The sequence below is a fragment of the Pseudomonas sp. RC10 genome, from assembly GCF_038397775.1.
Classification (GTDB): domain Bacteria; phylum Pseudomonadota; class Gammaproteobacteria; order Pseudomonadales; family Pseudomonadaceae; genus Aquipseudomonas; species Aquipseudomonas bambusae.
Window position 1 is genome coordinate 3,265,414 of record NZ_CP151650.1, and the last position, 26,667, is coordinate 3,292,080.

A 26,667-nucleotide genomic window follows, 5' to 3' on the forward strand; every position below is an offset into this window, starting at 1 on the left:
ACTTCCTCTGTAGCAGTTGGCCGTTCGTTCCCCATTCCCACTGAACTGTGACCCACCCTGCGGGTCGATTTGAAACGATGCGCGACGCAGCCTTTTGCGTCGCGCCGACTTTTCGACTCGACAAGGAACCCGCCCCATGTCCAGCAAAACCGTCGCCGATTACCTCGCCCAGACCCTCGCCGCCGCAGGCGTTTCCAAGATATGGGGGGTGAGCGGCGACAGCCTGAACGGGCTGACCGACAGCCTCGAACGGCTGGGCAAGATCAAGTGGATGCACACTCGCCACGAAGAGGTCGCCGCGTTTGCTGCCGGGGCTGAGGCCGCGTCCACCGGTAAGCTGGCGGTCTGCGCAGGCAGTTGCGGTCCGGGCAATCTGCACTTGATCAACGGCCTGTATGACTGCCACCGTAGTCGCGTGCCGGTGCTGGCGATTGCCGCGCAGATCCCGTCCTCGGAAATCGGTCTCAACTATTTTCAGGAAACCCACCCCACCGAACTGTTCAAGGAGTGCAGTCACTTCGTTGAAGCGGTGAACAGTGCCGAGCAGTTTCCTCGCGTGCTGGAACGGGCCATGCGTGCGGCCATCAGTGAGCGGGGCGTCGCGGTGATTGTGATCCCGGGCGACGTTGCGCTATTGCCTGCGCCTGAAGCCAAACCGGCGTGGGTCGACGTCAGCCCTGCGCGGGTGATCCCCGCCGAAAAGGATTTGCAGCAACTGGTGACGCTGCTCGACAAGTCGAAAAGCGTGACGATTTTGGCCGGTTCGGGCTGTGCCGAGGCACACGATCAAGTCGTCGCGTTGGCCGAAAAGCTGTCCGCGCCAGTGGTCCACGCCCTGCGCGGCAAGCAATACATCGAATACGCCAACCCCTTCGACGTGGGCATGACCGGCCTCATCGGCTTCAGCTCGGGCTATCACGCGATGATGTCCTGCGACACGCTGTTGGTCCTGGGCAGCAGCTTTCCGTACCGCAATTTCTACCCGGAAAAAGCCAACATCATTCAGATCGATATCGACGCGGCGGCCCTCGGTCGTCGTGTACCGCTGACCCTTGGGCTGGAGGGCGGTATTGCCGAAACCATCGTCGCGCTGCTGCCGAGGATCAAGCCGCACACCGACCGCAAGTTTCTCGACAAGGCGCTGGATCACTACGCCAAGGCCCGCGAAGAACTGGACGAACTGGCCACGCCTTCGCCTCACGGCGAGCCGATTCATCCGCAGTACCTGACGCGCATGGTCGATGCCTACGCCGACCCGGACACGATCTTCACCGTCGATGTCGGGACCCCGACGTTGTGGGCGGCGCGCTACCTGACCATGAACGGCCAGCGCTCCCTGCTGGGTTCTTTCAACCACGGCTCCATGGCCAACGCCATGCCTCAGGCGTTGGGGGCGAAAGCCGCGTTTCCACAACGCCAGGTGGTGGCGCTGTGTGGCGATGGCGGGCTGTCGATGCTGCTGGGCGACTTGCTGAGCATTCGCCAGCTCAACCTGCCGATCAAAATCGTGGTGTTCAACAACAGCTCGTTGGGCTTTGTCGCAATGGAGATGCAGGCCAGCGGGTACGTGCCTCACGACACCGATTTCAACGCCACCAACTTTGCCAACATCGCCATCGGCGCGGGCATTCTCGGGATTCGCGTGGAAGATTCGGCCGACCTGCCCAACGCACTGAAAAAAGCCTTTGAGCATCCGGGCCCGGTGGTGGTGGACGTGGTCACCGCAAAACAGGAACTGGGCCTGCCGCCGAAAATCAAACTGGCCCAGGCCAAGGGTTTCAGCCTGTTCATGCTCAAGGCGGTGATGAGCGGCAAGGCCGATCAGGTGCTGGAATTGGCGAAAACCAACTTCCGCTAGCGCGCAGGGCTATCTGTAGCTGCCCGCCAGGCCGGACGGCTACAGGTGCTTTACACCACGTTCAAGCACTCACGAAATAATCGCTGCAACGGCAATTGCCGATTGGCATGGCGCATCACCACGGCCAGTTCGCGGTAGAAGGTCAGGGCGCCGAGGTCGATGACCCTGATCTGCGTTGCGCGCTCCAGCCAAAGCCCGGCCTTTGGCACCAGCGACACCCCCAATCCTGCCTCGACCATTCGCACAATCGCGTCCACTTCATCCAGTTCCAGGCCCGCTTGGGTCTCGATCTTCTGTTCGCGCAGAAAACGGGTCACCTGCCGTCCGCCGAACGAATGTCGGTCATAGCGCACGAAACGCTGTTCGCGGAGCAGTTCAAGCGGGTCGTCTCCTTTTACAGAGGCCGGGGCGATGAGCACGAAAGGCTCGCGCTCGATGACCTCAAGGTGCAGTTCCTTGGGCAGCGAAAAGGGCGGGCGGATCAGGATCGCCACGTCGATTTCCCCTGCGTCGACGCGGTTCAGCAGCGTCTGCGACACGCCGGGCACCACCTTGGCTTCGACGGTCGGCGCCAGCGTGTTGAGCTGCACCAGCGCGGCGGGCAGCAGCCCGGTCTGCACGGTGGCGATGGCGCCGATCACCAGTTCGCCGTAATACCCGGTATCAGCCGTCGGCGCCGCCATGCGTTCGAACCGCTCGACAATGTCCTGCGCCATTGGCAACGCGCGCTGCCCGGCCGCGTTGAGCGTGGCGCTGCGACCACTGCGGTCGAACAGCGTCGTGCCCAAGGCTTTTTCCAGGGTTCGGATTTGCGCACTGACCGCCGATTGGGTCAGGCCGATCTGATTGCCCGCCGCTACGAACGTACCCAGACGCTGGGCTGTGAGAAAGGTTTTCAGCTCGCGAATCATGGCAACTCACTGATCGAAATTATTGTGACTCGACGCGAAAATTATGATCTTTCAATCAAGGAATCAATGGGTAAAGATGGTGGCATCCCGAAAAGAGGAACATTGACCGTGACCGCTACCACCCGGACCATCTCGCCGTTTCACCTCGCCATCCCCGTGTACGACCTCGCGGCTGCGCGGCACTTCTACGCCAGCGTGTTCAACCTGCCGGAAGGCCGCTCCAGTGATCACTGGGTGGACTTCGATTTTTTCGGTCACCAGCTGGTGATCCATGAACACCCGAAAACCGATTCCCAGGCCCACGCGGGCAGCAACGCGGTGGATGGCCATGACGTGCCGGTGCCGCATTTTGGCGTGGTGCTGGGCTGGGAAGAATGGGAAGCGCTGGCGGAGCGTTTGAAGGGGCAGGGCGTGAAGTTCGTGATCGAACCTTACGTGCGCTTCAAGGGCCAGGTGGGTGAGCAGGCGACCATGTTCCTGTTCGACCCGTGCGGCAATGCGCTGGAGTTCAAGGCGTTCAAGGACATCGGGCAGTTGTTTGCGAAATAAAGACCTACGCATTGGCGTTTGCTAGGCCGCGCAATCAGTGTAGGAGCGCGCTTGCCCGCGATGGCGGTGTGTCAGCGGCAATTATGCGACCTGATCACCGCAATCGCGGGCAAGCGCGCTCCTACAGTAATGCGGCATTTTCAAACGATAATTGGATCCCGCTTAAACATTGTTAGATGAATGTCTCAGCGTTTTTAGATGTTCTTTCTACGTCTATGAAGTGACCGATAAGTTTCATCGACGACCGGTCTCAACTCCTTTCATTACCGGCCGAAGTATATTTCAGGCCGCGTCTTCCCTTTCTCCGCTTAAACCCGTAAAAAGCCCGGCGCGCGCCTGACCGGCCACGCATTCCCGTCGCTGTCATTCTTGGTTATGGACACAATCGTATGATCAAAAGTCTGGGTTTCAGCAGAAAGATCCTGCTGGCCGCTGCATTGATAGTTGTTGTTGCTTTTAGCTGTTTCATCCTGGTCAACGATTACCGCCAGCGTGAAACTCTCAAGAACAACGTTGACGCCGAATTACAACAACTGGGAAGTCTGACCACGCAAAACATCCAGACGTGGCTGGACAGTCGGACTCAACTCCTCAACTCCATGGCCCAGCAAGTGGCGGCCGACGGTCCATCCGCGAGCAGCCTGCAGCGCATTGTTGGTCTGCCGGTGTACGGCGACAATTTCCAGCTGAGCTATTTTGGCGGCAAGGACGGCCTGATGTTCTCGGTGCCTGCGGGCAACCGTGCGGCCGATTACGACCCTCGTGCCCGTGGTTGGTACAAAGCAGCGGATGCGGCGCAAGGCATCATCGTCACCGAACCGTACATCGCCGCGTCGTCGGGCAAGCTGGTGGTGACGCTGGCCACGCCGGTGCGTCAGCAGGGTCAGATGATCGGTGTCGCGGGGGCAGACATTGCTTTGGACGCCATCAGCAAGACCATCAACTCGCTGAACTTCGGCGGGCACGGCTATGCGTACATCGTCAGCGCCGACGGCAAAATCCTGATTCACCCGGACAGCAAACTGCTGCTCAAGAACGTCAGCGAGGCCTACCCGAACGGCGCACCGAAAATCGTGCCCGGCGTGTACCAGATCGAGTCCGGTGGCAAGGCGCAGTTCATCTCGTTCACCAAGGTCGAAGGCCTGTCCTCGGCGAACTGGTACGTGGCGTTGGTGCTCGACCAGGACACCGCCTATTCGATGCTCAGTGAATTCCGTTCCTCGGCCATCACCGCGATGGTCATCGCCGTGGCGATCATCATGGTGCTGCTGGGCTTGTTGATTCGCGTCCTGATGCAGCCGCTGCACCAGATGGGTCGCGCCATGCAGGACATCGCCGACGGCGAGGGCGACCTGACCAAACGCCTGTCGATCGTGTCGCAAGACGAATTCGGCGCGCTGGCACAGTCGTTCAACCGGTTTGTCGAGCGTATTCATGGCTCGATCCGCGAAGTGGCGTCCACGGCGGGGCAGTTGGGTGAAGTCGCGGCCCGTGTGGTCGGCGCGTCCAACTCGTCCATGGGCAACTCCGATCAGCAGGCCAGCCGCACCAGCAGCGTGGCCGCCGCGATCAACCAGCTCGGCGCCGCTGCCCAGGAAATCGCGCAGAACGCCGCGCTCGCGTCGCAGCATTCCAGCGAGGCCACGCAACTGGCCAGCGAAGGCCAGGGCGTCGTGACCCAGACCATCAAGGCGATGAATCAGCTGTCGGACAAAATCAGCGAATCGTGCGTGAACATCGAAACGCTGAACGCCAAGACCGCCAACATCGGCCAGATTCTGGAGGTGATCACCGGCATTTCCCAACAGACCAACCTGCTGGCGCTGAACGCGGCCATCGAAGCGGCGCGTGCGGGTGAAGCGGGTCGTGGTTTTGCGGTGGTGGCGGACGAAGTGCGGAATCTGGCGCACCGCACCCAGGATTCGGCGCAGCAGGTCCAAGGCATGATCGAAGAGCTGCAAGTCGGCGCTCGCGACGCGGTGGTTAACATGACCGAAAGTCAGCGTCAGAGTGAAAGCAGCGTGACCATCGCCAACCAGGCCGGCGAACGCCTCAACAGCGTGACCCGCCGCATCGGCGAAATCGACGGCATGAACCAGTCGGTGGCAACGGCGACGGAAGAGCAGACTGCGGTGGTGGAGTCCATCAACGTCGACATCACCGAAATCAACACGCTGAACCAGGAAGGGGTCGACAACCTCAAATCAACGCTGGACGCCTGTACCCACCTGGAACATCAGGCGGCGCGGTTGCAGCATCTGGTGGGGACGTTCCGGATTTGAGAAGCGGTTCGTCTGTGACAGGCCTGTCGCCTGTTAAACCGTTTCGCTGCCGTCGTGCCTCCGGCGTCTCCCACAGGATCTGTGGCGCATGGGATGTTGAGCCTGACACCGAACCTGTGGGAGCAGCCGGAGGTTACGACGGCCGCGAAGGCGGAGTGTCAGGCGATACAGGCTTCAATGATCCACCGCGTCGCTGCCGTCGTGCCTCCGGCGTCTCCCCCAGGATCTGTGGCGCGTGGGATGTTGTGCCTGATACCGAACCTGTGGGAGCAGCCGGAGGCACGACGGCAGCGAAGGCGGACTGTCAGGCGAGCCTGCTATCAAGGCTGTTCAGGCAATCCGGCAGCCCTGCGCAATCCCAGATGCAACGCTGTGCCGAACATCTGTCCATGGTTCCTGCCGTTGAATGGCTGGTAACTCGCCTCGGTTCCCGGCAGTTGCGCCAGGTGTTCCGCCAACAAGCGGTTGGCATCCTTGGGCACCGCTGACATGGCCTTTCTTCTTTCCTCGGAACCCCCGTCGAATTGCGCGATGGGCGGCTTGCCTTCACGTTCCCCCTTGACCAGCCGCACCATGCGCGTTGTGCCTGCGGGAAACGCCGTCAGCGCCATGCCGTTGTCGTAGGTGATCGGCTGATACCAGAGCGAGGCGCTGGCGGCGATCCAGGTCTGGAACGCTTCCGGTCGCTGCAGCAAAGCATAGAGCGTGAACAGTCCGCCGAACGAATGCCCCCAGAGCGTCTGCCGTTTCAGGTCGAGGCTGTACCGCGCCTGCACCTGAGGTTTGATCGTCGCCAGGATCAATTCCAGAAACGCCTTCGACGTCTCCCCGGTGTAATCCCGTGTGCGCTGTTCGCCGTCGTAGGTCCCGTCGATGTCGTAGCCGATCATCACCAGCAGCGGCGGGGCGCCTGCGCTCAATTCACCCAGCCAGTCGTCCTGCACCTCGGCCATGACGTTGTTGCCGTCCAGCAAATACATGACGGGGTAGCCCGAAGCGGGCGGTGCACTGCGCGGGATGCCGATGTCCAGCCGGTAATGCCGTTGATGATCGGGGGAGTCGATGTTCAGACGTTCGAAGCGGTAGTGGGCAGAGCCGGTTTCAGCCAAGGGGTGAGTCTCCTGATGGTCGGCGATTGCCAGCAAAGGCAGCGCGCCGAGCACGATAACGATCAGCGATTTCATCCAGTTCATCGGAGCGTGCCGGAAAGTGAGGGTTCACCAGCGTGCCCCGGCGCGTGCCGGTTGTCTATTCCGCGTGCGCCCTGAACCGGCACTTTGCGCGAACATGTCGACAAAATCCGCGAAAAATCTTGCATCAAATGGTCAACGAACTGTTATCCGAGGTTCATCCACGGGTCATGGAAATGCCACATGGTCTCTCTAATGTCGGTCGCACCGAGCACGTTCCAGGACGGACCGGGCGGCTGACATTCACCCCTGGCAGGACGCCGGAACCGATACACATGACAAGAGAAGCCCCATGAACCCAGCTATCCATGTCGACCGTTTGAACAAGACATTTGCCCGCAAAACCGCTCTGGTTGACCTCGCATTGTCTATACAACCCGGAGAAATGGTGGCGCTGATCGGCGCTTCCGGATCGGGCAAGTCCACCCTGTTGCGGCATCTGGCCGGACTTGCCTGCTGCGATCGCAACAACGGTGGCAGCGTCCGCGTGCTGGGCCGTGAGGTTCAGGCGGCGGGGCGCCTCAATGGCCAGGTGCGCCGTCTGCGCGCCGACATCGGCTACATCTTTCAGCAATTCAATCTGGTCAATCGCCTGAGCGTGCTGGACAACGTCCTGCTCGGCTGCCTGGGTCGCGTGCCCCGCTGGCGTGGCAGCCTCGGGATGTTCAACGCCGAGGAAAAGGCCCGCGCCATGGCCAATCTGGACCGCGTCGGGTTGGCGGACCTCGCTCAGCAACGCGCGTCGACCTTGTCCGGCGGTCAGCAACAACGGGTCGCCATCGCACGCGCATTGACCCAGCAGGCCGAAGTCATTCTGGCCGATGAACCCATCGCGTCACTGGACCCCGAGTCCGCCCGCAAGGTCATGGAAATCCTTGCTGACATCAACCGCCAGGACGGCAAGACCGTGGTCGTTACCCTGCACCAAGTGGACTACGCCGTGCGCTATTGCCCACGGGCCGTGGCGCTCAAGGGTGGCCGCATTCATTTCGACGGCAATGGCGCTGAGCTCAATGGCCAGTTCCTCAACGACCTCTACGGCGCCGATGCCGACGCCAGCCTGATGTTCGCCGATCAGGGCCGCCATCCCAGCCAGCCCCCGCGATTGGCGCTGGCCCGGGCCTGATTGTTCATCACAGAACAGCACCCCACAACAACACCTCAACCCATGTTCCAGGAGCTCTCCATGTTGAACCGTATCGGTCGCGTGTTCGCGTCTGCCGCTCTCGTCGCTGGCTGCCTGACGGGCACCGCGCACGCAGATGAAAGCGCCCTCAACTTCGGCATCATGTCCACCGAGTCGTCGCAGAACCTGAAAAGCGTCTGGCAACCGTTCCTCGACGACATGTCGAAAAAGACCGGCCTGAAAGTCAACGCCACCTTCGCTTCCGACTACGCGGGTCTGATCCAGGGCATGCGTTTCAACAAGGTCGATGTGGCCTGGCTGGGCAACAAGGCGGCGATGGAAGCCGTGGACCGTTCCGGTGGCGAGATCTTCGCCCAGACTGCGGCGGCCAACGGCGCACCGGGCTACTGGAGCGTGATCATTGCGCGCAAGGACAGCCCGATCAATTCCATCGACGACATGTTCAAGCACGCCAAGGAACTGACCTTCGGCAACGGTGACCCGAACTCCACGTCCGGCTACCTGGTGCCGGGCTATTACGTGTTCGCCAAGAACCACGTCGATGCCGCCACCGCCTTCAAACGCACCCTGAACTCCAGCCACGAAGTGAACGCCCTGAGCGTCGCCAAGGGCCAACTGGACGTCGCGACCTTCAACACCGAGAGCTGGGACCGTCTGGAAGTCACCCAGCCGGAAAGCGCGGCCAAGCTCAAGGTGATCTGGAAGTCGCCGATCATCCCGGCCGACCCGATGGTCTGGCGCAAGGGCATGTCCGATGAAACCAAAAACAAGGTCCGCGATTTCTTCGCCAATTACGGCGATACCGACGAAGAAAAGGCTGTGCTGAAGAACATGCAGATGGGCAAGTTCCTCAAGTCCTCGGACGACCAGCTGCTGACCATCCGCCAGCTGGAACTGTTCAAGCAGAAGACCGAAACCACCGCCAGCACCAGCCTGAGCGCCGATGAAAAGAGCGCGAAGCTGAAAGAGATCGACGCCGGCCTGACCAAGTTGCAAGACCGCATCACCGAGCTGGAAAAACAGAACACCGCCAAGGCGGGCTAATCGGCTCACTGGCCGATCGGCAGGCGCGGTGGTCAAACCGTCGCGTCCGCTGCAACCCATAGACACCGGGACTCTGTCATGAGCACTCATGCTGTATACGCTGACCCCGTCGGCAAGCGCACCTGGCCGCAATACCTGGGCTGGGGCATCTTCTTCGCGATGATGGCCTGGGCCTGGCACGGCGCCGAGATGAACCCGCTGGCGCTGGTCCGCGACTCCGGCAACATGGCGACCTTCGCCGCCGACTTCTTCCCCCCTGATTTCCACGAATGGCGCTCGTACCTCCAAGAGATGATCGTCACGGTGCACATCGCCTTGTGGGGCACGCTGTTGGCGATCGTCTGCTCGGTGCCGCTGGGCGTGCTCTGCGCCGACAACATCACCCCGTGGTGGATTCATCAACCGCTGCGCCGGGTCATGGATGCCTTCCGCTCCATCAATGAAATGGTCTTCGCGATGCTGTTCGTGGTCGCGGTCGGTCTTGGCCCGTTCGCCGGTGTTCTCGCCTTGTGGATCAGCACCACGGGCGTACTGGCCAAGCTGTTTGCCGAGGCCGTCGAAGCCATCGATCCCGGTCCGGTGGAAGGGGTGCGCGCCACGGGTGCCAGCGCCTTGCAGGAAGTGATTTTCGGGGTCATCCCGCAAGTCATGCCGCTGTGGATTTCCTACGCCTTGTACCGCTTCGAATCCAACGTGCGCTCGGCGACGGTGGTGGGGATGGTCGGCGCAGGCGGCATCGGCGTGATCCTCTGGGAAAACATCCGCGCGTTTCAGTTCACCCAGACCTGTTCGGTGCTGCTGGTGATCATCGTGGTGGTCAGCGTCATCGACATCTTCTCCCAGCGCCTGCGCAAGCAGTTCATCTAACGATCACGACAGGAGAGGGTGCGAACCCTTTTTTTAGCCATGCACTTGTCTAGACAATCCGAACCCGTCTACCGCGAACTCGCAGACACCCTGCGCAACGAGCTGAACCACTACATCGCGGGTGAGTTCCTGCCCGCTGAAACTCAGTTGGCCGCGCGCTTCGACGTCAACCGCCACACCGTGCGCCGGGCCATCGACGAACTGGTGCGCGAAGGCAGCCTGTTGCGCCGCCAAGGCAAAGGCACCCAAGTGCTGGGCCGTCCGCTGGTGTACCCGGTGGCTGCTGAGAGCGCCTACAGCCAGTCGTTGTCGGCCTTGGGGCACGGCGTCGAGGCGGTGTTGCTGCAGCGTCGTCACTGTGTCGCGACCCGCGAAGAGGCCGAACACCTAGGCCTTGAAGAACACGCGCCGCTGATCGAACTGCAAACCCTGCGCCGCCTCGATGGCCAGCCGGTGAGCCTGATCCGCCACCGCTATTGCGCCAGCCGTGCCGCGCTGGTGGCCGATTACAAAAGCGGCTCGGTGCGTCAGTACCTCGCGTCTCGCGACCTGCCGCTGACCCGCACCTTCAGCCTGATCGGCGCTCGCCTGCCCAGTCGCGAAGAGGCCAGCGTATTGCTGATGCCGCGTCATTTGCCCGCGCTGACGGTGCTCACCCTATCCCGCGATGCCGATGGACACCCGGTGGAGATTGCCCATTCCACCAGCCGTTCCGACCGCTTCCAGTATCAGATCGTCACCTGATGGAGATGCCCTCGATGACTGCTTCATCCGCTTTCACCACGTCCCCCGAACACGCAGCACGCCAGCACTGGATCGGCGTGTTGTCCCGCACCCAACGCCAGGATTTGCTGCCCCACGAAGACGCCCTGCGCGACGTCGAGTATCAGCTGATCCGCGCGCCTGAAATTGGCATGACTCTGGTCCGTGGACGCATGGGCGGCAGCGGGGCAGCGTTCAACCTCGGCGAGATGACCGTGACCCGCTGCGTGGTGCGCCTCGGCGACGGGCGCACCGGTTACAGCTACCTGGGCGGGCGCGACAAGGCCCACGCCGAACTGGCCGCCCTGGCCGACGCTCACCTGCAAGGCGCGCAACAGGCCCACTGGCTGCGCGAACTGATCGAACCGCTGGCCAAGGCCCACGCCGAACGCCGGTCCCAACAACACGCCGAAACCGCCGCGACCAAGGTGGACTTCTTCACGCTGGTTCGAGGAGAAAACTGATGAACACGACGCTCGCCACCGCTTCGCTTTTACAGCCTGCCTTCGCCGACCCGGTGCTGGACGCCCAGCGCAGTTTCCGCGCTGCCCTCAAGGCCCTCGCCGGGCCTGGCGTGGCCCAGAGCCTGTCCTCGGCGCAAATCCCGCCGCACCTCGAAGGCCTCGCTTCGGCCAGTCACGCCCTGTGCCTCGCCTTGCTGGACGTCGACACGCCGCTGTGGCTGGCGCCGACGTTCGACACCCAGGCGATTCGCGCCAACCTGACCTTTCACTGCGGCTGCCCCATCGTCAGTGACCGGCAGAACGCTCGCTTCGCCTTGCTCGATGACAGCCAGCTCCATGACCTGAGCGGCTTCGACCTGGGCAACGACCGCTACCCCGATCAGTCCTGCACGCTGCTGGTTCAGTTGCCGAGCCTGCAAGGCGGTCGCCAGTTGGCGTGGCAAGGGCCAGGCATCGAAAGCAAGAACCACGTCAGCCTGCCGTTGCAGGACGCCTTCTGGGCCGAGCGCAGCGCACGCAACGATTTTCCCCGTGGCATCGACGTGTTCTTCGTTGCGGGCAGCGAGTTGATGGGACTGCCGCGCAGCACCCGCGTCCTGTCGAATGGAGGTGCCTGATGTACGTTGCCGTGAAAGGTGGCGAACAGGCCATCGACAACGCTCACGCGCTGCTGGCGAAAAAACGCCGGGGTGACACGTCCGTCCCAGAGCTGGGCGTCGAGCAGATTCGTCAGCAATTGCCCTTGGCCGTCGCCCGGGTGATGACCGAAGGCTCGCTGTACGACACCGAACTCGCCGCGCTGGCGATCAAGCAGGCAGCGGGCGATCTGGTGGAAGCGATCTTCCTGCTGCGCGCCTACCGCACCACGCTGCCGCGCTTCGCCGCGAGCCTGCCTATTGACACCTCGGCGATGCAGATCAGCCGTCGTTTGTCAGCAACCTTCAAGGACGTGCCCGGCGGTCAACTGCTCGGCCCGACCTTCGACTACACCCACCGCCTGCTGGATTTCACCCTATTGGCGGAAGGCGAGTTCCCCGGTCCGCAAACCCGCCCTGACGCCACCGTCGGGGCCTGTCCTCGGGTCTCGGGTCTGTTGGCGAAAGAAGGCTTGATCAAGGACGAACCGGACATGGGCGCACCGGTCGCCGACATCACCCGCGAGCCGCTGGAATACCCGGCCAGCCGTGCCGAGCGCCTGCAAGCGCTGGCCCGTGGCGACGAGGGGTTTCTCTTGGCGCTGGGCTATTCGACCCAACGGGGCTATGGCCGCAATCACCCGTTTGCCGGGGAGATTCGCGTCGGTGAGGTCGAGGTGTGGATCGAGCCGGAAGAGCTGGGCTTTCCGGTTGCCATCGGCGCCATCGAGGTCACCGAGTGCGAGATGGTCAACCAGTTCGTCGGCTCCGCAACCGAGCTGCCGCAGTTCACCCGGGGCTACGGCCTGACCTTCGGCCACGCCGAGCGCAAAGCCATGGGCATGGCACTGGTGGACCGCTCGCTGCGCGCCGGGGAGTACGCCGAAGAAGTCGTCTCGCCCGCGCAACAGGAAGAATTCGTCCTCGCTCACTGCGACAACGTCGATGCCTCGGGCTTCGTGTCGCACCTGAAACTGCCGCACTACGTGGACTTCCAGGCGGAACTGGAACTGGTCCGCAAGCTGCGCGCGCCTGCAAAGGAGTCGGCCCAATGAACGCCGCCACTGACCCTCGACAACAACCTCGCCCGCAGCGCGACGAGGCGTACAACTTCGCCTACCTGGACGAACAGACCAAACGCATGATCCGTCGCGGTCTGCTCAAGGCCGTGGCGATTCCCGGTTACCAAGTGCCGTTCGGCGGCCGTGAAATGCCGCTGCCCTATGGTTGGGGTACGGGCGGCATGCAGCTGACCGCCGCAATCCTCGGCGCCGAAGACGTGCTCAAGGTCATCGACCAGGGCGCTGACGACACCACCAACGCGGTGTCGATCCGCCGCTTCTTCGCCCGCACCGCTGGCGTCGAAACCACCGAACGCACCCCGAACGCGACGATCATCCAGACCCGCCACCGCATGCCGGAAACGCCGCTGCACGCCGATCAGATCATGGTCTTGCAGGTGCCGATTCCCGAGCCACTGCGCTTCATCGAGCCCTCGGAAACCGAAACCCGCACCATGCACGCGCTCAATGATTACGGGGTGATGCACGTCAAGCTGTACGAAGATATCGCCACCTTCGGCCACATCGCCACGGCCTACGCCTACCCGGTCATGGTGGACGAGCGCTACGTGACGGACCCGTCGCCGATCCCGAAATTCGACAACCCGAAACTCGACATGAACCCGGCGCTGATGCTGTTCGGCGCCGGTCGCGAGAAGCGCCTGTACGCCATTCCGCCGTACACCCGCGTCACCAGCCTGGACTTTGAGGATCACCCCTTCGAAGTGCAGAAATGGACACACAACTGCGCCATCTGCGGCAGCCATGACTCGTTCCTCGACGAGCTGATTCTCGACGATCAAGGCACCCAGAGCTTCGTCTGTTCCGACACCGACTATTGCGCGCAACGGGTCAACGAGGGGAGGGCGAAGCCATGATCGCTGCCAGAAAGCTGCAACCGGAGGCGATCACCGATCGCAGCCAGCCGCTGCTCAAGGTCAAGGGCCTGGGCAAATTGTACGGCCCGGAAAAGGGCTGCCAGAACGTGAGTTTCGACCTGTACCCCGGCGAAGTGCTGGGCATCGTCGGCGAGTCGGGCTCGGGCAAATCGACCCTGCTGTCGCTGCTCAGTGGCCGTTGCCCGCCAGACAGCGGCGTCATCGATTACCGCGACACGCATGGCAACTGGCTGGACCTCTACAGCGCCACCGAAGCCCAGCGCCGCACCCTGTTGCGCACTGAGTGGGGCTTCGTCGAACAGAATCCTCGCGACGGTCTGCGCATGGCGGTTTCGGCAGGCGCCAACATCGGCGAACGCTTGATGGCTCAGGGCGTGCGCAATTACCAGCAACTGCGCGCAGCGGGGCTGGACTGGCTGAATCAGGTGGAGATCGACCCGGCGCGCATCGACGACCTGCCGCGGACCTTTTCCGGCGGTATGCAACAGCGTTTGCAGATTGCCCGCAACCTCGTGTCCGGCCCGCGTCTGGTGTTCATGGACGAGCCCACCGGCGGCCTCGACGTGTCGGTGCAGGCGCGCTTGCTCGACCTGATGCGCGGCCTGGTGCGTGAGCTTGACTTGGCGGTGGTCATCGTCACCCACGACCTGGCGGTGGCCCGCCTGCTGGCCGACCGGCTGATGGTGATGCGCCGCTCCCACGTCGTCGAAACCGGTTTGACCGATCAGATCCTCGACGACCCGCAGCACCCGTATTCGCAGTTGCTGGTGTCTTCCGTGCTGCAACCTTGAATGCAGCCCTGACCCGACTTTTGGAGTGGCTTTGATGAACACGCTGATCGAGGTCCAGGACCTCTCGAAAACCTTCACCCTGCATCAGCAGAACGGGGTGGTGCTCAACGTGCTGCGCGGCCTGAATTTCTCGGTGCGCGGCGGCGAATGCCTGGTGCTGCACGGGCATTCCGGCGCGGGCAAAAGCACCTTGCTGCGCACGCTGTACGGCAACTACCTGCCTGCGGGCGGCAGCATTCGGGTGATGCACCAGAACCAATGGTTGGAACTGGTCGGTGCCGAGCCTCGGCAAGTGCTGGAAGTGCGTCGGCAGACGCTGGGCTACGTCAGCCAGTTTCTGCGGGTGATCCCCCGGGTCGCGACGCTGGACGTGGTGATGGAACCGGCCCTGGCCCGTGGCTGGAGCCGCGAAGAGGCCAAGGCCCGCGCCGAACTGCTGCTGGCCCGGCTGAACATTCCACAAAACCTGTGGCAGCTGGCGCCGGGGACTTTTTCCGGCGGCGAGCAACAGCGCGTCAACATCGCCCGGGGTTTCATGGTGCCGTGGCCGGTGATGTTGCTCGACGAACCCACGGCGTCGCTCGACGACAGCAATCGTGCGGTGGTGCTGGAACTGATCAACGAAGCCAAGCACGCCGGTGCCGCGCTGATCGGCATCTTCCACGACCGCCTGGCCCGCGAAGCGGTGTCCGACCGCGTGCTCGACATGACCCCTCAACAACTGCCCGACAAGCACCTGACGGCCAAGGAGTTGCTGCAATGCTGAACGAACAGATCCTGACCAACGCCCGCATCGTCACTGCCGATCAGGTGTTCACCGGCACCGTCGTCCTGCGGGACGGGATGATCAGTGACGTGCAGACCGGCGTGAGTTATCTGCCTCAGGCTCAGAACCTCGATGGCGATTACCTGCTGCCGGGGCTGGTCGAGCTGCACACCGACAACCTGGAAAAACACCTCAGCCCGCGCCCCGGCGTGGACTGGCCGTCGGCCTCGGCGGTGATCAGCCACGACGCGCAGATCATCGCGGCGGGCATCACCACGGTGTTCGATGCGCTGTCCATCGGCGACGTCAACCCCAAGGGCAAGCGCATGCAGCAACTGCCGGGGATGGTCGAAGCCATCGCCCGCGCCAACGCCACTGACACCACCCGCGCGGAACATCGCCTGCACCTGCGCTGCGAAGTCTGCCACCCGGACACCCTGAGCGTGTTCCGCGATCTGGTGGAGCAGCCGCTGGTGCAATTGGTGTCGACCATGGACCATTCGCCGGGTCAGCGTCAGTTCGCCCTTGAAGCCAAGTACCGTGAGTACTACATGGGCAAATACCACCTGAGCACAGAGCAGATGGATGAATTCATCGTCGAGCAGGTCGCCAACTCGAAGATTTACAGTGACCGCTACCGCAAGGCCATCGTCGACATCTGCCTGGCGCGTGGGCTGTCGGTGGCCAGTCACGATGACGCGACGGTCGAGCACGTCGAGGAGTCCGCAGGCTACGGCATGACCATCGCCGAATTTCCGACCACGCTGGAAGCGGCGCAGGCCTGCCGTCGTCTGGACATGAGCGTGCTGATGGGCGCGCCGAACATCGTCCGTGGCGGCTCGCACTCCGGCAACATCGCGGCGGCGACCCTTGCTAAAGAAGGGCTACTGGATATTCTCTCCAGCGATTACTATCCGGCGAGTCTGTTGCAGGCCGCGTTCACCCTCGGTGCGCAACTGGACGACGATCAGCCGCAGACGGGCGCAGGGCTGGCAAAAGCCGTCACCACCGTAAGCCTGGCGCCGGCACGTTCGGCGGGGCTGCAGGACCGTGGCGAGATCCGCGTCGGCCTGCGCGCCGATCTGATTCATGCCCGTGCCGTGGGCACCCTGCCGGTGATTCAGCAGGTCTGGCGACAAGCGAAGAGGGTTTTCTGATGGCAGGCAGGTTGATCTATCTCATCGGACCGTCCGGTTCGGGCAAGGACAGCCTGCTGGATGCCGCGCGTGAACCCCTGGCCTCTCGGGGCTGCCGGATCGTGCGGCGGGTCATCACCCGTTCTGCGGAAGCCAAGGGCGAGGCGGCGCAGGCCGTCAGCGTCGAGCAATTCTCCGAGATGCAGGCTCAGGGCGCGTTTGCCCTGAGCTGGTCCGCCAACGGCCTGCATTACGGGATTCCCAACGAGATCGATCAATGGCTCGCTGACGGCCACGACGTCTTGATCAATGGCTCGCGAGGGCATCTGCCACAGGCGCGGGCGCGCTATCCCGATTTGTGGGTGGTGTTGCTGAGTGTCGATCAGGTGGTCCTGCGCGAGCGATTATTGGCACGGGGCCGGGAGTCGGCGCAGGAGGTCGAGGCACGGCTGTCGCGCAATGCGCAGTTTGCCGATGACCTGCTGGCCGCTGCGGGGCCCGCGAACGGCGCATCGATTCTCTTGCTGGACAACTCCGGCGCGCTGGAACAGACCGTCGACCGCTTATTGCAACGTCTCGACCGGGAGCACGCATGCGCCTGACGTTGCTGGGGACCGGCGATGCGCGACAGGTGCCGGTCTACGGGTGTGAGTGCCCTGCGTGCGAAGCGGCCTACGCCGATCCACGCCTGCGCCGACGCCCGTGTTCGGCACTGGTCGAACTGGGGGAGCAACGCTGGTTGATCGACAGCGGCCTGCCTGACCTCACCGAACGTTTTCCGCCGCGCAGCTTCAGCGGCATTCTCCAGACCCACTACCACGCCGACCACGCGCAAGGGCTGCTCCATCTGCGCTGGGGGCAGGGGCTGGTGATCCCGGTACACGGCCCGGCGGACCCGGAAGGGCTGTCGGACCTCTACAAGCACCCGGGCATTCTCGATTTCAGCCAACCGTTCGCCGCGTTCGAGTCGCGAACGTTTGGTGAGCTTCAAGTGACGGCCTTGCCGTTGCTGCATTCCAAACCGACGCTGGGGTATCTGCTGGAAGGCGGCGGACGCCGGACTGCGTACCTCACCGACACCGTGGGCTTGCCCAACGACACCGCCGCGTACCTGCGTGAGCGGGCAGTGGACGTGCTGATCCTCGACTGCTCGATGCCGCCCCAACCCCAGACCCCGCGCAATCACAATGACCTGAACCTTGCGTTGCAGATCATCGAGGATTTGCAGCCGGGGCAGGGCGTGTTGACCCACGTGGGGCATACGCTGGATGCGTGGTTAATGGCCCATGAAAGGGAATTGCCGGGGCATGTGATCGTCGCTCGGGACGGGATGCAGGTTTAACGTTCTTTCCGTCGTCGCACGGTTTGCCGGTGGCGACGTCCTTGAGAGCGTGACCGCCGGCAAACCGTGCTGCTACATAAGGGGGCACACCGCTCGTCAGCTTTGCCGTCATTTCGGTTTGCGCGTGCAATGGCCTAACTACACTTTCCAAACGAGGCCTACATTCCGCCTCCTGTACCCATCAGTTTTGCCCGTTGTTTCACGCAGCGCGTGCAATGTCTTCTGAAATGTTCAAACCGCTTGAGCGAGCAGCGCATGAATGCTGACTGCGGCTGCATCTGTGTGCGCAGTGAATGGAATCAATGGACAGCGACAACGTTTCAGAGGACGGCCAAGATGGCTTATACATTGCACGATATTGAAAAGTATTTGAAAGACGGCGAGACCATTATTTTAAATGGCGTTGAATACGTCTACCGCGGCGCCGATCGAGACAACATCCGGGTTACCGTACCGGATAATCAAAACGCTGGGGACGTCGACTATCTGAACTATAAACAAGTCAAAACACTTGTCGAAGTTGATGTCAGACGGTGTGAGGAGACCACGCTACTTCGTTTGCTCCTCGACGCTGGAGGGGTTGAAATTGCAAAGCCGGATCGATCTTCAGTAGCCACTGTTAGTAGGCCATTGCTGATCGAAACATCGCGCGGAGACTATTTTTTTGGGGAAGAGAAAGAGGTTGATTTCCGGGGTAAAAAAGATTTCAGCGGGGACTCGGCGTACTTTCTTTATCTGAGCCCGACTGAATCAAGTCGCAAAGCTTACGACTCACTGTTGGCTCTGCTCCCACAGCTGAAGATTGCCCGTTTCGTGGACAAACGCGACAACGAAAGGGTTAAGGACGCCAATGAGTTTCTGCTGGATGAAGTCGAGCATCTGTACGACTTACAAGACGTGGACCTCATCGATCTTGCCTCTGCACTCGATACTGTTGCGGCGGCAGACGAAGCTGACGCGGAAGCAGCCCAGGCAGAAGCACCTAAAGCAGAAGCAGCCAAGGCAGAAGCACCTAAAGCAGAAGCACCTGCTACGGATCAGGCAGTAGCAGACACTTCGGTGCAACGGCAAACGCTCGAATCCTTGGACGTACCCTACCTCATCACCACCCAGCCCGACGGCTATCTGCCTGACATGACCGACTTCACACTGGCACATGAAGGCAGCGTTGATGACGGCTGGTACAGCACGGTGCCGATCAAGGGTGACCGGGCATTGACGGTAGGGGAAACACTGAGCGCATTTCTGGTCAACCGTCGCGATGGCGAAATCAGCCGTGTCGACTGGAAGGCGCCGAAGGGCACGCTTGAACGAGACAAATGGCCCGCATCTTTCGCCCAACACATCGCCAGCCAGGAGGCGGCGTCGATCACTGCCGGAGCGTGGGGGGCGGACAATACCTTCTCAACCGAAACCAAAACCGACGCGCCGCCGTTGCGCCTCTGGAGTCATGCCAAAAACCGCGCCTTCACCAATGCACCCTTCGCCGCCAACCTGATCCAGGTGCTGGCCTGCAATGAAGAGTTCCCGTTAATCGCCGGACAAACGTTGTGTCTGCAAGTACGTGACCTGAAGACGCAGGCGTTGTTCGAGCAACACTTCTTTCAGATGGCCGATCAGGCCAAGGCCGGTTGGTCAAAACCGCTGTGCGAGCAGATCAATCGTGACAGTCGCCTGCTGCGGGCGGGTGTCTTGAACGATGATTGTCAAGTCGTACCCACTGACAGAGACAACGCCTTCTGGGGGCCACAATGCGCTGAACTGAGTGTCACGCTGACGCTGGCCAACTGGTGGCAAAGCCGCGAGGTCGAGGGTACACAAGCCTTGGATAAGGGCACCACGTTGCATGCCTGGGTCTTCGATGCGTTCTCCCATCGTCTGCTGGCTCAGCATGAATGGACCCCGAGTACCGCCCAGCGAGGCCATGGAAAATGGCTTGCCGCGTGGGCCAACGCCGTGAATGCCTCTGAAGTGTCGCCTTATCTGCGCGCCAGTATCGCGCCTCCCTCTGACAAGAACCTCGATGTCTCGCAGACCAACAGCCTTGGGCTCTGGCACCGCGGTGACGGACTGCGCATCTTCACCTCCCTGCCCGATACCGAGAGCGAATCGGTGGGGCGTGCACTTGAGCTGCCCCAAGGCGCGGAAACGACGGACGATGTGCAGGTGACCGTGCGTCATCCGTTCAGCGGACAGGCACTGCACAAGGCGGTGTTCACGCCTGAGGCAAACGGTGTCAGTCAATCCGATCAAAAGGCTTGGCGTGCTGCGCTCATCACCTTCCTCAAGGACCAGGCCTGGCCCGAGCTGCAGTTCGTCAACCCGACGCAGGGTAACGCAGACGTCCGGATGCCGCGCTTTTGCGAATTGCAGATTGAGCTCGACCCCGTTGACATCGACGTGGTGCCAGCAGCCATCGGCGCCACCCCGCCCACAGTCACGACTGTCCCGGGCAGCGGCTCATTTCAGGTCATCGCCAGTGCTCATACCGGTGAGATAGTGTTTCGTCTGAGCCGCTCGGCCTTTGACGAGGGCATGAGGATTGCTGCGTGCGTGCCAGTTGCGCTTGGTGAGGATGTGGAATGGCCGGTTTCTGTCACCGGTGACCGAATCACCTGGGGGGCGCGGACCACGTCATGCACGTATCAGGTGACGCTGGATTGCCCGGAGAAAATCATCGCGGAGAAAGACCAACGAGCGTCAGAGGAAGAGACAATCGTCGGACATCTCGGCGTGTTCAGCGAAAACCAATTCTGGCAAGTGTCCCAGCCCGTCACCTACACCCCACCTGGCGCGTTGACGCCCTACGAGCCAATCAGCGTGCTGTGCGAGGACTACGGCAACACCGAACGCTCGGAAATCTTCGACACCCTCGGCCAAGGCGAAAGCGGCGTGGACCCCCGCACCGGCCTATTCCATGCTCATTACCCGGTCGCGACCCTGCAAGGGCTAAACGGGCTCGGCCCGATCTGTGACCTGACCCTGCATTATTCAGCCCTGCGCGGCAACGAAGCAGGGCTGGGCGATGGCTGGGCCTGGCGTTTTTCCAGCCTCGATGTGCGTGAGCGTTGCCTGACGCTAGCCAATGGCGTACGCATCACGTTCACCCTTGATGAGTGGAAAACGCTGAGTAAAGGAACCCCACTAAAGAAACAGCACTGCCTGGTGCGATCAAACAAGGATTACAGCGAATTCATCCTCGACCTGCCGAGCGGTCGTCGGGAGGTGCTGAGCAAACCGGGCGTAGCGGGCAGCGATGCGGAAGAACCCAATGCCGCATTCGTCGACAAAATCATCACGGCACTCAAGGCCATCAAGGAAAAAAGCAAACCGACGTTTCCAAGCGTCCCGAGTCACTGGACCCAATGGGTGCTCGCGGTGCTTTCACCCAAGGCCTATCACATCGGCGCCACACTGGATTACAACGAAGCCGTCAGCGCATGGGAAAAACACGGCAGCACCCAGGAACTGGACGAGCGCATTGCCTATTACCAACGCCCGTTCGTGCAACTGGTGCCATCACGCATCGTCTCGTTATATGGCGAGGCATTGGATCTGGAATGGAAACGCCAGAAAGGGCAGTTTTTGCTCATGGGCATCAAGAGCGGCAAAGAATCGCTGTTCACCGCCCAATACCCGAATCCGGTACCCATTCAAGGCGATACGCACGTGAACATGCAGGTCTGGCCAGATAGCACTGAACGCTTCGAGGTCAACTTGCAGTTGCGCCATTGCTTATTGCGCAAACTCACGCGCACCCAGGAAAACCCAAAGGACAAAACGAAGCAGATCCTCCAGCAGGTGGACTGTGGTTATGTCGACGACCCGACACTGGACAGGGTGCTGTGCCGGTTGACGGAACTCGATGGCTCGGTCGAATGCGTGCAGTACCGCTCAAGCAAGCTGGGGAAAGGCAGACCCCTCTGGCCGCAGGCCGTGCTGCACGCGTTGATTCCCGGTGACGGACACGAAAATCAGCTGACCACCTACCGCTACAGCGGTCGCCTGCTGAACACTTACGATCAGTTGTACATCGTTGAGGGCGAGCGCGGCGCCCATGGGGCGCGTGAACATCATCTTCAGGTGTTCGGTCTGGACGAGCGGACACAGCGTCAGGAGTTGATACTGGGTTCGGCGTCGATTGACAGCCAGTGGCTGGAATTCAAGGCACGGCAACCGGCCAAGGAAGAAACCACGCAAGAAACGGAGGACAAGGATAAGGATGGAAAACCGATTGTGAAGGTCATACCCCCGCAACCGGCCCGGAGTGAAGTCCTGCGCTACACGGGCTACGGAGATGATCTGATTCAAGCCATTGACCAGATCAAGCTGGAGATCAGGGACGATAAAGTGGTGGTGACCTGGGCTGATGAAAAGGTCGATTATCAACAGGAAATCGTCGACATCCTCTGGCGCTATGGCCGGCGAGGTCGTACACGTTTGATCCGCTCTATCCAGACGCTGATGCAGGTCCTCCCGGCTTCGCAGCGTCCGGCACTGGGCAAGGGCATCGACAGGCTGATCACCAAAGAGAATGACGATGGCCTACCGGTTGAACTGATCGCTTTGGGACAGCACACCTGCCATTACGCCTACTACCCGGTGGAGGGCGGTGACAACATCGTCAGTGCCAAGGCACTGAACGAGCTGGTAGGCGTGTTCGCTATGCCGCAGTTGAATTGTCCTAAATTGCCGGAGCATGCCGTGCCGCCGCTGATGGCCGAGTATCAATACGACGACTGCGGCCATTCGCTGGGGTTGAAGCTCTTTGGCTACCGTGCGGTGGAGCGTGACGGCAGGACATTGCTCGAACTGGATCGGCAGGTGGTCATTGAAGGCATCGGGGTCAAGGGTGACTTCGCTGGGCAGTTGTCCAGCAGCACCGAGTGGGTCAAGACTGCCGATGAGGTACTGTGGCGTGAGCGCATGACCAGCGTCTCGGCAGTCACTAACAAAGCGACACCCAGCGGTGAGAGCAAGGTCAGGCAGTGGACCCTTGGCGATAAACAGGTGGCCCATTTTGGCAAGGAAAGCTTCACGCTGGAAACCACGCGCACCTGCGAGGACAACCCCACACAGACATCCATCGTTGTACGCACCGTCTCGAAGACACAGGCGGGCAGCCAGCCGATCAGCGCCGAGCGCTGCTCTCGTTACAGCCAGCGTTGCGTGGCGCGAATTGAAGACGGCATCGAAACGACCTGGGCGTATGACGCGGCTGGACGGGTGGTCGATGAAGCGCAGTATTGGCTCAAGCCTGGCGCAAACAGCAAAGAGGCCGGCCAGAAGGCGCAGGCACACACGCGGACCCAGTATTCCGATAATGGCAAACGAGCGACCCAGTTCCATGCCAATGGTGACGCTAGCTTGGCCTACCTGGACGGCTTGCAGCGGACATGGCGCAGCGAGTGGCGCAGGGCCGACGCTTTGGTTTATCTGCCGCTGTTCGAATGTGTGCTGCAAGGACTGGACGAATCACAGGTAATGGGCGGTTTCGAGTGGGATTATTTGCCTGGGGGGCAGGCGGTTGTCGAGAGAGGGCAGGTGCAGTTGCAGGAGGGGCGTCGGGCTTGGGGGAGTGAAGAAAGTATAGAGTCCGCGCATTACAAATCTGAAAATCTTTCAAGGGTAAGTGCGGAGCAGGAACAGCAGGAAATCTGCTATGAGGGATTCAACGAACTCGATAACGCCGAAAGGTACTTTATTCATTTAAATGAGCTGCATCTCTCAAAAGCTAAGACGGACGAATACGTCCGGGGCCGTATCAGTGATTTGTTGCCCCATACGTTGATTTTATTTAAAAATATAGACGTTTTAAAGGCTCTGAAATTCCTTCAGGGTCTAGCGGGTCGTAAAGGTATCCAATGTTTGCAGGCATATATTTATGATGATGATGTGAGTGTACATCTTTTAGATGAGAGTGTTTTTAGCGCGACGGTTGATGATTTAATATCTATGCCTGATATGGAAAATGTCGATCCTTCAGATTATAGGGTCTTTCTTAAAGACAAATCCGGTGAAAGCGCTTCTCCCATGCTTCGCCTGAGACGATCTAACCTGTTCACCTCCCCAAATACTGTTAGCGATGTATCGACCCGCCTAATTTCCGAACAAGGCCTCTACCACCAACGCCTCTTCCAACGCACCACCGAATACCTCACCAAAACCGATGGCACCTTCGAACGCACCCAAACCCTCGCCGACGGCGCAGGCCTGCAACAGCTAAAACTCATCCAGCATCTGGACTCAAATGCCCGCGTGGTGAGCAGCGAGCGTGTCGTCGGCGATGAAACCCGCAAATACGCATTTGAACGGGACGCCTTGGGCCGCGTCACGAAAATCACCCGCCCCGACGGTAGCCTCGTCGAACGCACCTACCATGGCTTCAGCAATCAGATCACCGAACTCAAGGTGGGGGGCAAAGTCGTGGCTACGCAAAAACTGGTCAACGACTCCACCTTGAAATCGCGCAAGGTCGGTAGCCGGACGTACACCTTCGATGACGACACCGTGACCCTGCCTGACAAAACTCGTTTACACACGCAAGTCGATGCCGAGGGCGTCAAGTGGGACGCAAGCGACAGCACCATGGCCAGCCTGACGCGCAAGGGCGGCATTACCACTGTGGCATCGGGCACCGCCGCCAACGACACTTGGCGGCACAGCTTCACGTCGTCCAGCCTGCCGGGGCGCCTCAAGGAAACGCAAACCACGCCGCGCGGCGAGTCGAACAACGTGGAGTGGCAAAGCCTGCGCGGCGTCACCGTGGCGATGTTGCGTGCCGATGGCCATTGGCAGCGCGGCTTTGTCGATCACGATGGCCGTGTCTTGCGCACCTGTCAGGAGCACGAGGACGTGGCCTACCGCTTCGACTCGCTGGGTCGACTGCAATCGCGGCAGGTCCAGGCGCTGAAGGCCGGCGAGCAATGGCAGGTGCTCAGCGCCCATGACGGCTTTGGCCAAGAGGTGACGCGCACCTTCCTGCACAACGGCGCGCCGCGTTTCGAGCAGCGCATGGCCTGGCGCGGCGATGGTCGGCTGGCGAGCAAGGCGAGTTACGAAGGGAATGTGCTCAGGTCCACCGAGCGTTTCAGCTACGACATACTCGATCGGCTTGAACGCTACACCTGTGAGGCCAGCGAAGCCGCCCATTGCCCGAAAGACGCGGAGGGCAACCCGGTCAAAGCGCAAGTGTTTACGTGGGACGCACTGGACAATCTCGTCAGCTGCGTGACCACTGCCTTCGACGGATCGGAAGCGACCCGAGCGTTCAAGTATGAAAACAGCAAAGACCCGACGCGCATGACCGCCGTGCAGCGCGGTGCTACGTCTCAGGCCCTGAGCTGGAGCGACAACGGTTACCTCAACGCCACTGAAACCAAAGGCCGAACGTTCGCCTACAACGTCTGCGGCCAGGTGAGCAAGGTCAGCGATGGCCAGGAAGTGCTGGCCCGCTACGAGTACGACGGCTACCAACGCCTGGCGGCGCAGTACGTCCAAAAGGACGACACCACCCGTGAACTGCGCTACGACGGTGACGAGTTGATCGGTGAAATCTGGTTCGACAAGGACCGGGTCGTCACCCGACGCACCAGCCTTTCGGCGGGCCTTGCCGAATACGACGGCGACCAGGTGCGCTGGCTGATCGACGACCCGCAGGTGGGCGTCGCCGGGCAGGTCAAGGACGGCGACGTCAGCCTGGCGCCGCTGTTGCCATTTGGCGAGGGCGTGGCGCTAGACGAAGTGATCGTAGGTTACAACGGCCTGCGCCGCGACCCGGTCACCGGCCAGTACCACGCCGGGAATGGCTACCGCAGCTACGACCCGACGCTGTGCCGTTACGCCCAGCCGGACTGGCTGGCCCCGGTCGGCGAGGGCGGCATCAACCCCTATCAACACTGCCCGGACCCGGTCAACCTGCATGACCCCAGTGGCGCGATCATGCTCAGCCGCTGGGAGCAGAATCTGGACCTGCAGAACCTCGACCAAGAGCTGAAAAACACCCAAGCCATGGAGGTCGGTGGCAAATGGCGCGGCCTGGCCCTGTCGTTGGTGTTGACGGTGTTGGGCGTCGTGGCCACGGTGTTTTCCGGTGGCACCGCGGCCGTGTGGCTGTTTGCTGCGCTGACGGCGCTGAGTGTGGTCTCGTTCGGGCTGGAGGTGGCGTCGGTGCTAACGGCCGAGTCCAATCCGGCATTGTCCAGGGCGCTGGGGGTTGCCTCGATGGTCACGGGCGTATTGTCTGCTTCCTGTTTCTTGGGGGCGATCAAGGCGGGCGTTGCCGTGCTCAAGCAGACGATCAGGCTGGCCGCACGCGCGGCGGTACGGGTATGGAGCGGGGCCAAAATGCTGGGTAAGAGCGCTGCCCAACTTTTCAAAAACAAGGGCGTCGTTATCCAGTCGCTCAAAGGCTTGAGAGCGAAAGTCAGCCCCGGCCAGCTCTTGAAAAGTTTCAAAGGTAAAACCCAACCCTTCAGGCGTGAAGGCCCCCTCGCCGATTACGCCTTCTCTCAACTGGGCAACCCGCAGACCCGTATGGCACGTTCGTGGGGGCAGCAGGTACTCGATTACGTCAATGCGCCTGCCGCAGAGCTCAAGCCGATGCCCACCTACGAAAGGTACGGCTGGCTCGGCAAGCTGAGAAGCGCCTGGGACGGTCCGGACCCACTCAAACTGACCGGGCGACCCGCCAGGTTCTACGCGTGGGCCAACCAGTCGCGCTTCGTGTCCAAGGTGAGCGAAATCGGAGGGTTGGCCATGGAAGCCAACATCCTGCGCGGGACAGGAGAGTCTTCATACGCGCTGGCGCAAGGGGACGATTCCTCGACCATCAGCGTGCACTTCCGCGCCAGGTATCGCAGCGATAACCCATACAAGCCGCGTGAAGCCACGCCTCGGTACGATCTTTGGGCGGCACTGGGGTTGAGCGGTTGACCCCATTGCCGTTCCACAGGCGGCAGCAA

At 61.4% G+C, this 26,667-nt stretch carries 19 protein-coding genes; 17 read left to right on the forward strand and 2 right to left on the reverse strand.

Annotation, left to right across the window (positions count from 1 at the left end; translation table 11 throughout):
• Positions 1-136 precede the first annotated feature (136 nt).
• A complete protein-coding gene (gene poxB / locus AAEO81_RS15085; RefSeq protein ID WP_341964373.1) occupies positions 137-1,858 on the forward strand; it encodes a ubiquinone-dependent pyruvate dehydrogenase in 1,722 nt (573 codons plus the stop codon).
• A gap of 50 nt (positions 1,859-1,908) precedes the next feature.
• On the opposite strand, the gene AAEO81_RS15090 is transcribed toward poxB, so the two are convergent.
• Positions 1,909-2,769, reverse strand: coding sequence for a LysR family transcriptional regulator (locus tag AAEO81_RS15090; RefSeq protein WP_341964374.1), 861 nt, complete (start codon positions 2,767-2,769; stop codon positions 1,909-1,911).
• 108 nt (positions 2,770-2,877) lie between these two features.
• Here AAEO81_RS15090 and AAEO81_RS15095 point away from each other — a divergent pair, with 108 nt between their 5' ends.
• Entirely contained in the window at positions 2,878-3,318 is a 441-nt protein-coding gene (locus AAEO81_RS15095) for a VOC family protein (protein ID WP_341964375.1), read from the forward strand.
• Positions 3,319-3,707: 389 nt separating this feature from the next.
• Positions 3,708-5,600 carry a methyl-accepting chemotaxis protein gene (locus tag AAEO81_RS15100; RefSeq protein WP_341964376.1) on the forward strand — a complete coding sequence of 631 codons (1,893 nt, stop codon included), beginning with the start codon at positions 3,708-3,710 and terminating at the stop codon, positions 5,598-5,600.
• A gap of 320 nt (positions 5,601-5,920) precedes the next feature.
• Here AAEO81_RS15100 and AAEO81_RS15105 read toward each other — a convergent pair whose 3' ends face one another.
• Positions 5,921-6,793 (reverse strand): alpha/beta hydrolase-fold protein, encoded by an 873-nt coding sequence (locus tag AAEO81_RS15105; RefSeq protein ID WP_341964377.1) that lies wholly within the window; start codon positions 6,791-6,793, stop codon positions 5,921-5,923.
• 289 nt (positions 6,794-7,082) lie between these two features.
• Here AAEO81_RS15105 and phnC point away from each other — a divergent pair, with 289 nt between their 5' ends.
• From phnC to AAEO81_RS15175, 14 genes are all read left to right on the forward strand, one after another.
• Complete coding sequence (phnC, locus tag AAEO81_RS15110; protein WP_341964378.1) at positions 7,083-7,916, forward strand: phosphonate ABC transporter ATP-binding protein; 834 nt, start codon at positions 7,083-7,085, stop codon at positions 7,914-7,916.
• Between the two features lie 60 nt (positions 7,917-7,976).
• Complete coding sequence (phnD, locus tag AAEO81_RS15115; RefSeq protein WP_341964379.1) at positions 7,977-8,981, forward strand: phosphonate ABC transporter substrate-binding protein; 1,005 nt, start codon at positions 7,977-7,979, stop codon at positions 8,979-8,981.
• Between the two features lie 78 nt (positions 8,982-9,059).
• Positions 9,060-9,848, forward strand: a complete 789-nt coding sequence (gene phnE, locus AAEO81_RS15120; protein WP_341964380.1) for a phosphonate ABC transporter, permease protein PhnE — start codon at positions 9,060-9,062, stop codon at positions 9,846-9,848.
• Between the two features lie 39 nt (positions 9,849-9,887).
• Entirely contained in the window at positions 9,888-10,592 is a 705-nt protein-coding gene (gene phnF, locus AAEO81_RS15125) for a phosphonate metabolism transcriptional regulator PhnF (protein WP_341964381.1), read from the forward strand.
• Between the two features lie 14 nt (positions 10,593-10,606).
• Positions 10,607-11,074: a phosphonate C-P lyase system protein PhnG gene (phnG, locus tag AAEO81_RS15130; protein WP_341964382.1), complete on the forward strand. Its 468-nt coding sequence runs from the start codon at positions 10,607-10,609 to the stop codon at positions 11,072-11,074.
• Complete coding sequence (gene phnH / locus AAEO81_RS15135) at positions 11,074-11,691, forward strand: phosphonate C-P lyase system protein PhnH (RefSeq protein ID WP_341964383.1); 618 nt, start codon at positions 11,074-11,076, stop codon at positions 11,689-11,691. Before phnG ends, phnH begins: the two co-directional genes overlap by 1 nt.
• Positions 11,691-12,764 (forward strand): carbon-phosphorus lyase complex subunit PhnI, encoded by a 1,074-nt coding sequence (locus tag AAEO81_RS15140; RefSeq protein WP_341964384.1) that lies wholly within the window; start codon positions 11,691-11,693, stop codon positions 12,762-12,764. Before phnH ends, AAEO81_RS15140 begins: the two co-directional genes overlap by 1 nt.
• Positions 12,761-13,648, forward strand: a complete 888-nt coding sequence (locus AAEO81_RS15145) for an alpha-D-ribose 1-methylphosphonate 5-phosphate C-P-lyase PhnJ (protein WP_341964385.1) — start codon at positions 12,761-12,763, stop codon at positions 13,646-13,648. The genes AAEO81_RS15140 and AAEO81_RS15145 overlap by 4 nt, the downstream gene beginning before the upstream one ends.
• On the forward strand, positions 13,645-14,460 hold the full coding sequence (phnK, locus tag AAEO81_RS15150) for a phosphonate C-P lyase system protein PhnK (protein ID WP_341964386.1): 816 nt from the start codon (positions 13,645-13,647) through the stop codon (positions 14,458-14,460). The genes AAEO81_RS15145 and phnK overlap by 4 nt, the downstream gene beginning before the upstream one ends.
• A gap of 34 nt (positions 14,461-14,494) precedes the next feature.
• Positions 14,495-15,226: a phosphonate C-P lyase system protein PhnL gene (phnL, locus tag AAEO81_RS15155; RefSeq protein ID WP_341964387.1), complete on the forward strand. Its 732-nt coding sequence runs from the start codon at positions 14,495-14,497 to the stop codon at positions 15,224-15,226.
• The gene (locus AAEO81_RS15160) at positions 15,220-16,383 is read left to right on the forward strand and encodes an alpha-D-ribose 1-methylphosphonate 5-triphosphate diphosphatase (protein ID WP_341964388.1); all 1,164 of its coding nucleotides are present in this window, start codon (positions 15,220-15,222) and stop codon (positions 16,381-16,383) included. The genes phnL and AAEO81_RS15160 overlap by 7 nt, the downstream gene beginning before the upstream one ends.
• Positions 16,383-16,964, forward strand: coding sequence for a phosphonate metabolism protein/1,5-bisphosphokinase (PRPP-forming) PhnN (phnN, locus tag AAEO81_RS15165; RefSeq protein WP_341964389.1), 582 nt, complete (start codon positions 16,383-16,385; stop codon positions 16,962-16,964). The genes AAEO81_RS15160 and phnN overlap by 1 nt, the downstream gene beginning before the upstream one ends.
• Positions 16,955-17,704 (forward strand): phosphonate metabolism protein PhnP, encoded by a 750-nt coding sequence (gene phnP, locus AAEO81_RS15170; RefSeq protein ID WP_341964390.1) that lies wholly within the window; start codon positions 16,955-16,957, stop codon positions 17,702-17,704. The genes phnN and phnP overlap by 10 nt, the downstream gene beginning before the upstream one ends.
• A gap of 336 nt (positions 17,705-18,040) precedes the next feature.
• Positions 18,041-26,638, forward strand: a complete 8,598-nt coding sequence (locus AAEO81_RS15175) for an RHS repeat-associated core domain-containing protein (protein ID WP_341964391.1) — start codon at positions 18,041-18,043, stop codon at positions 26,636-26,638.
• Positions 26,639-26,667 lie beyond the last annotated feature (29 nt).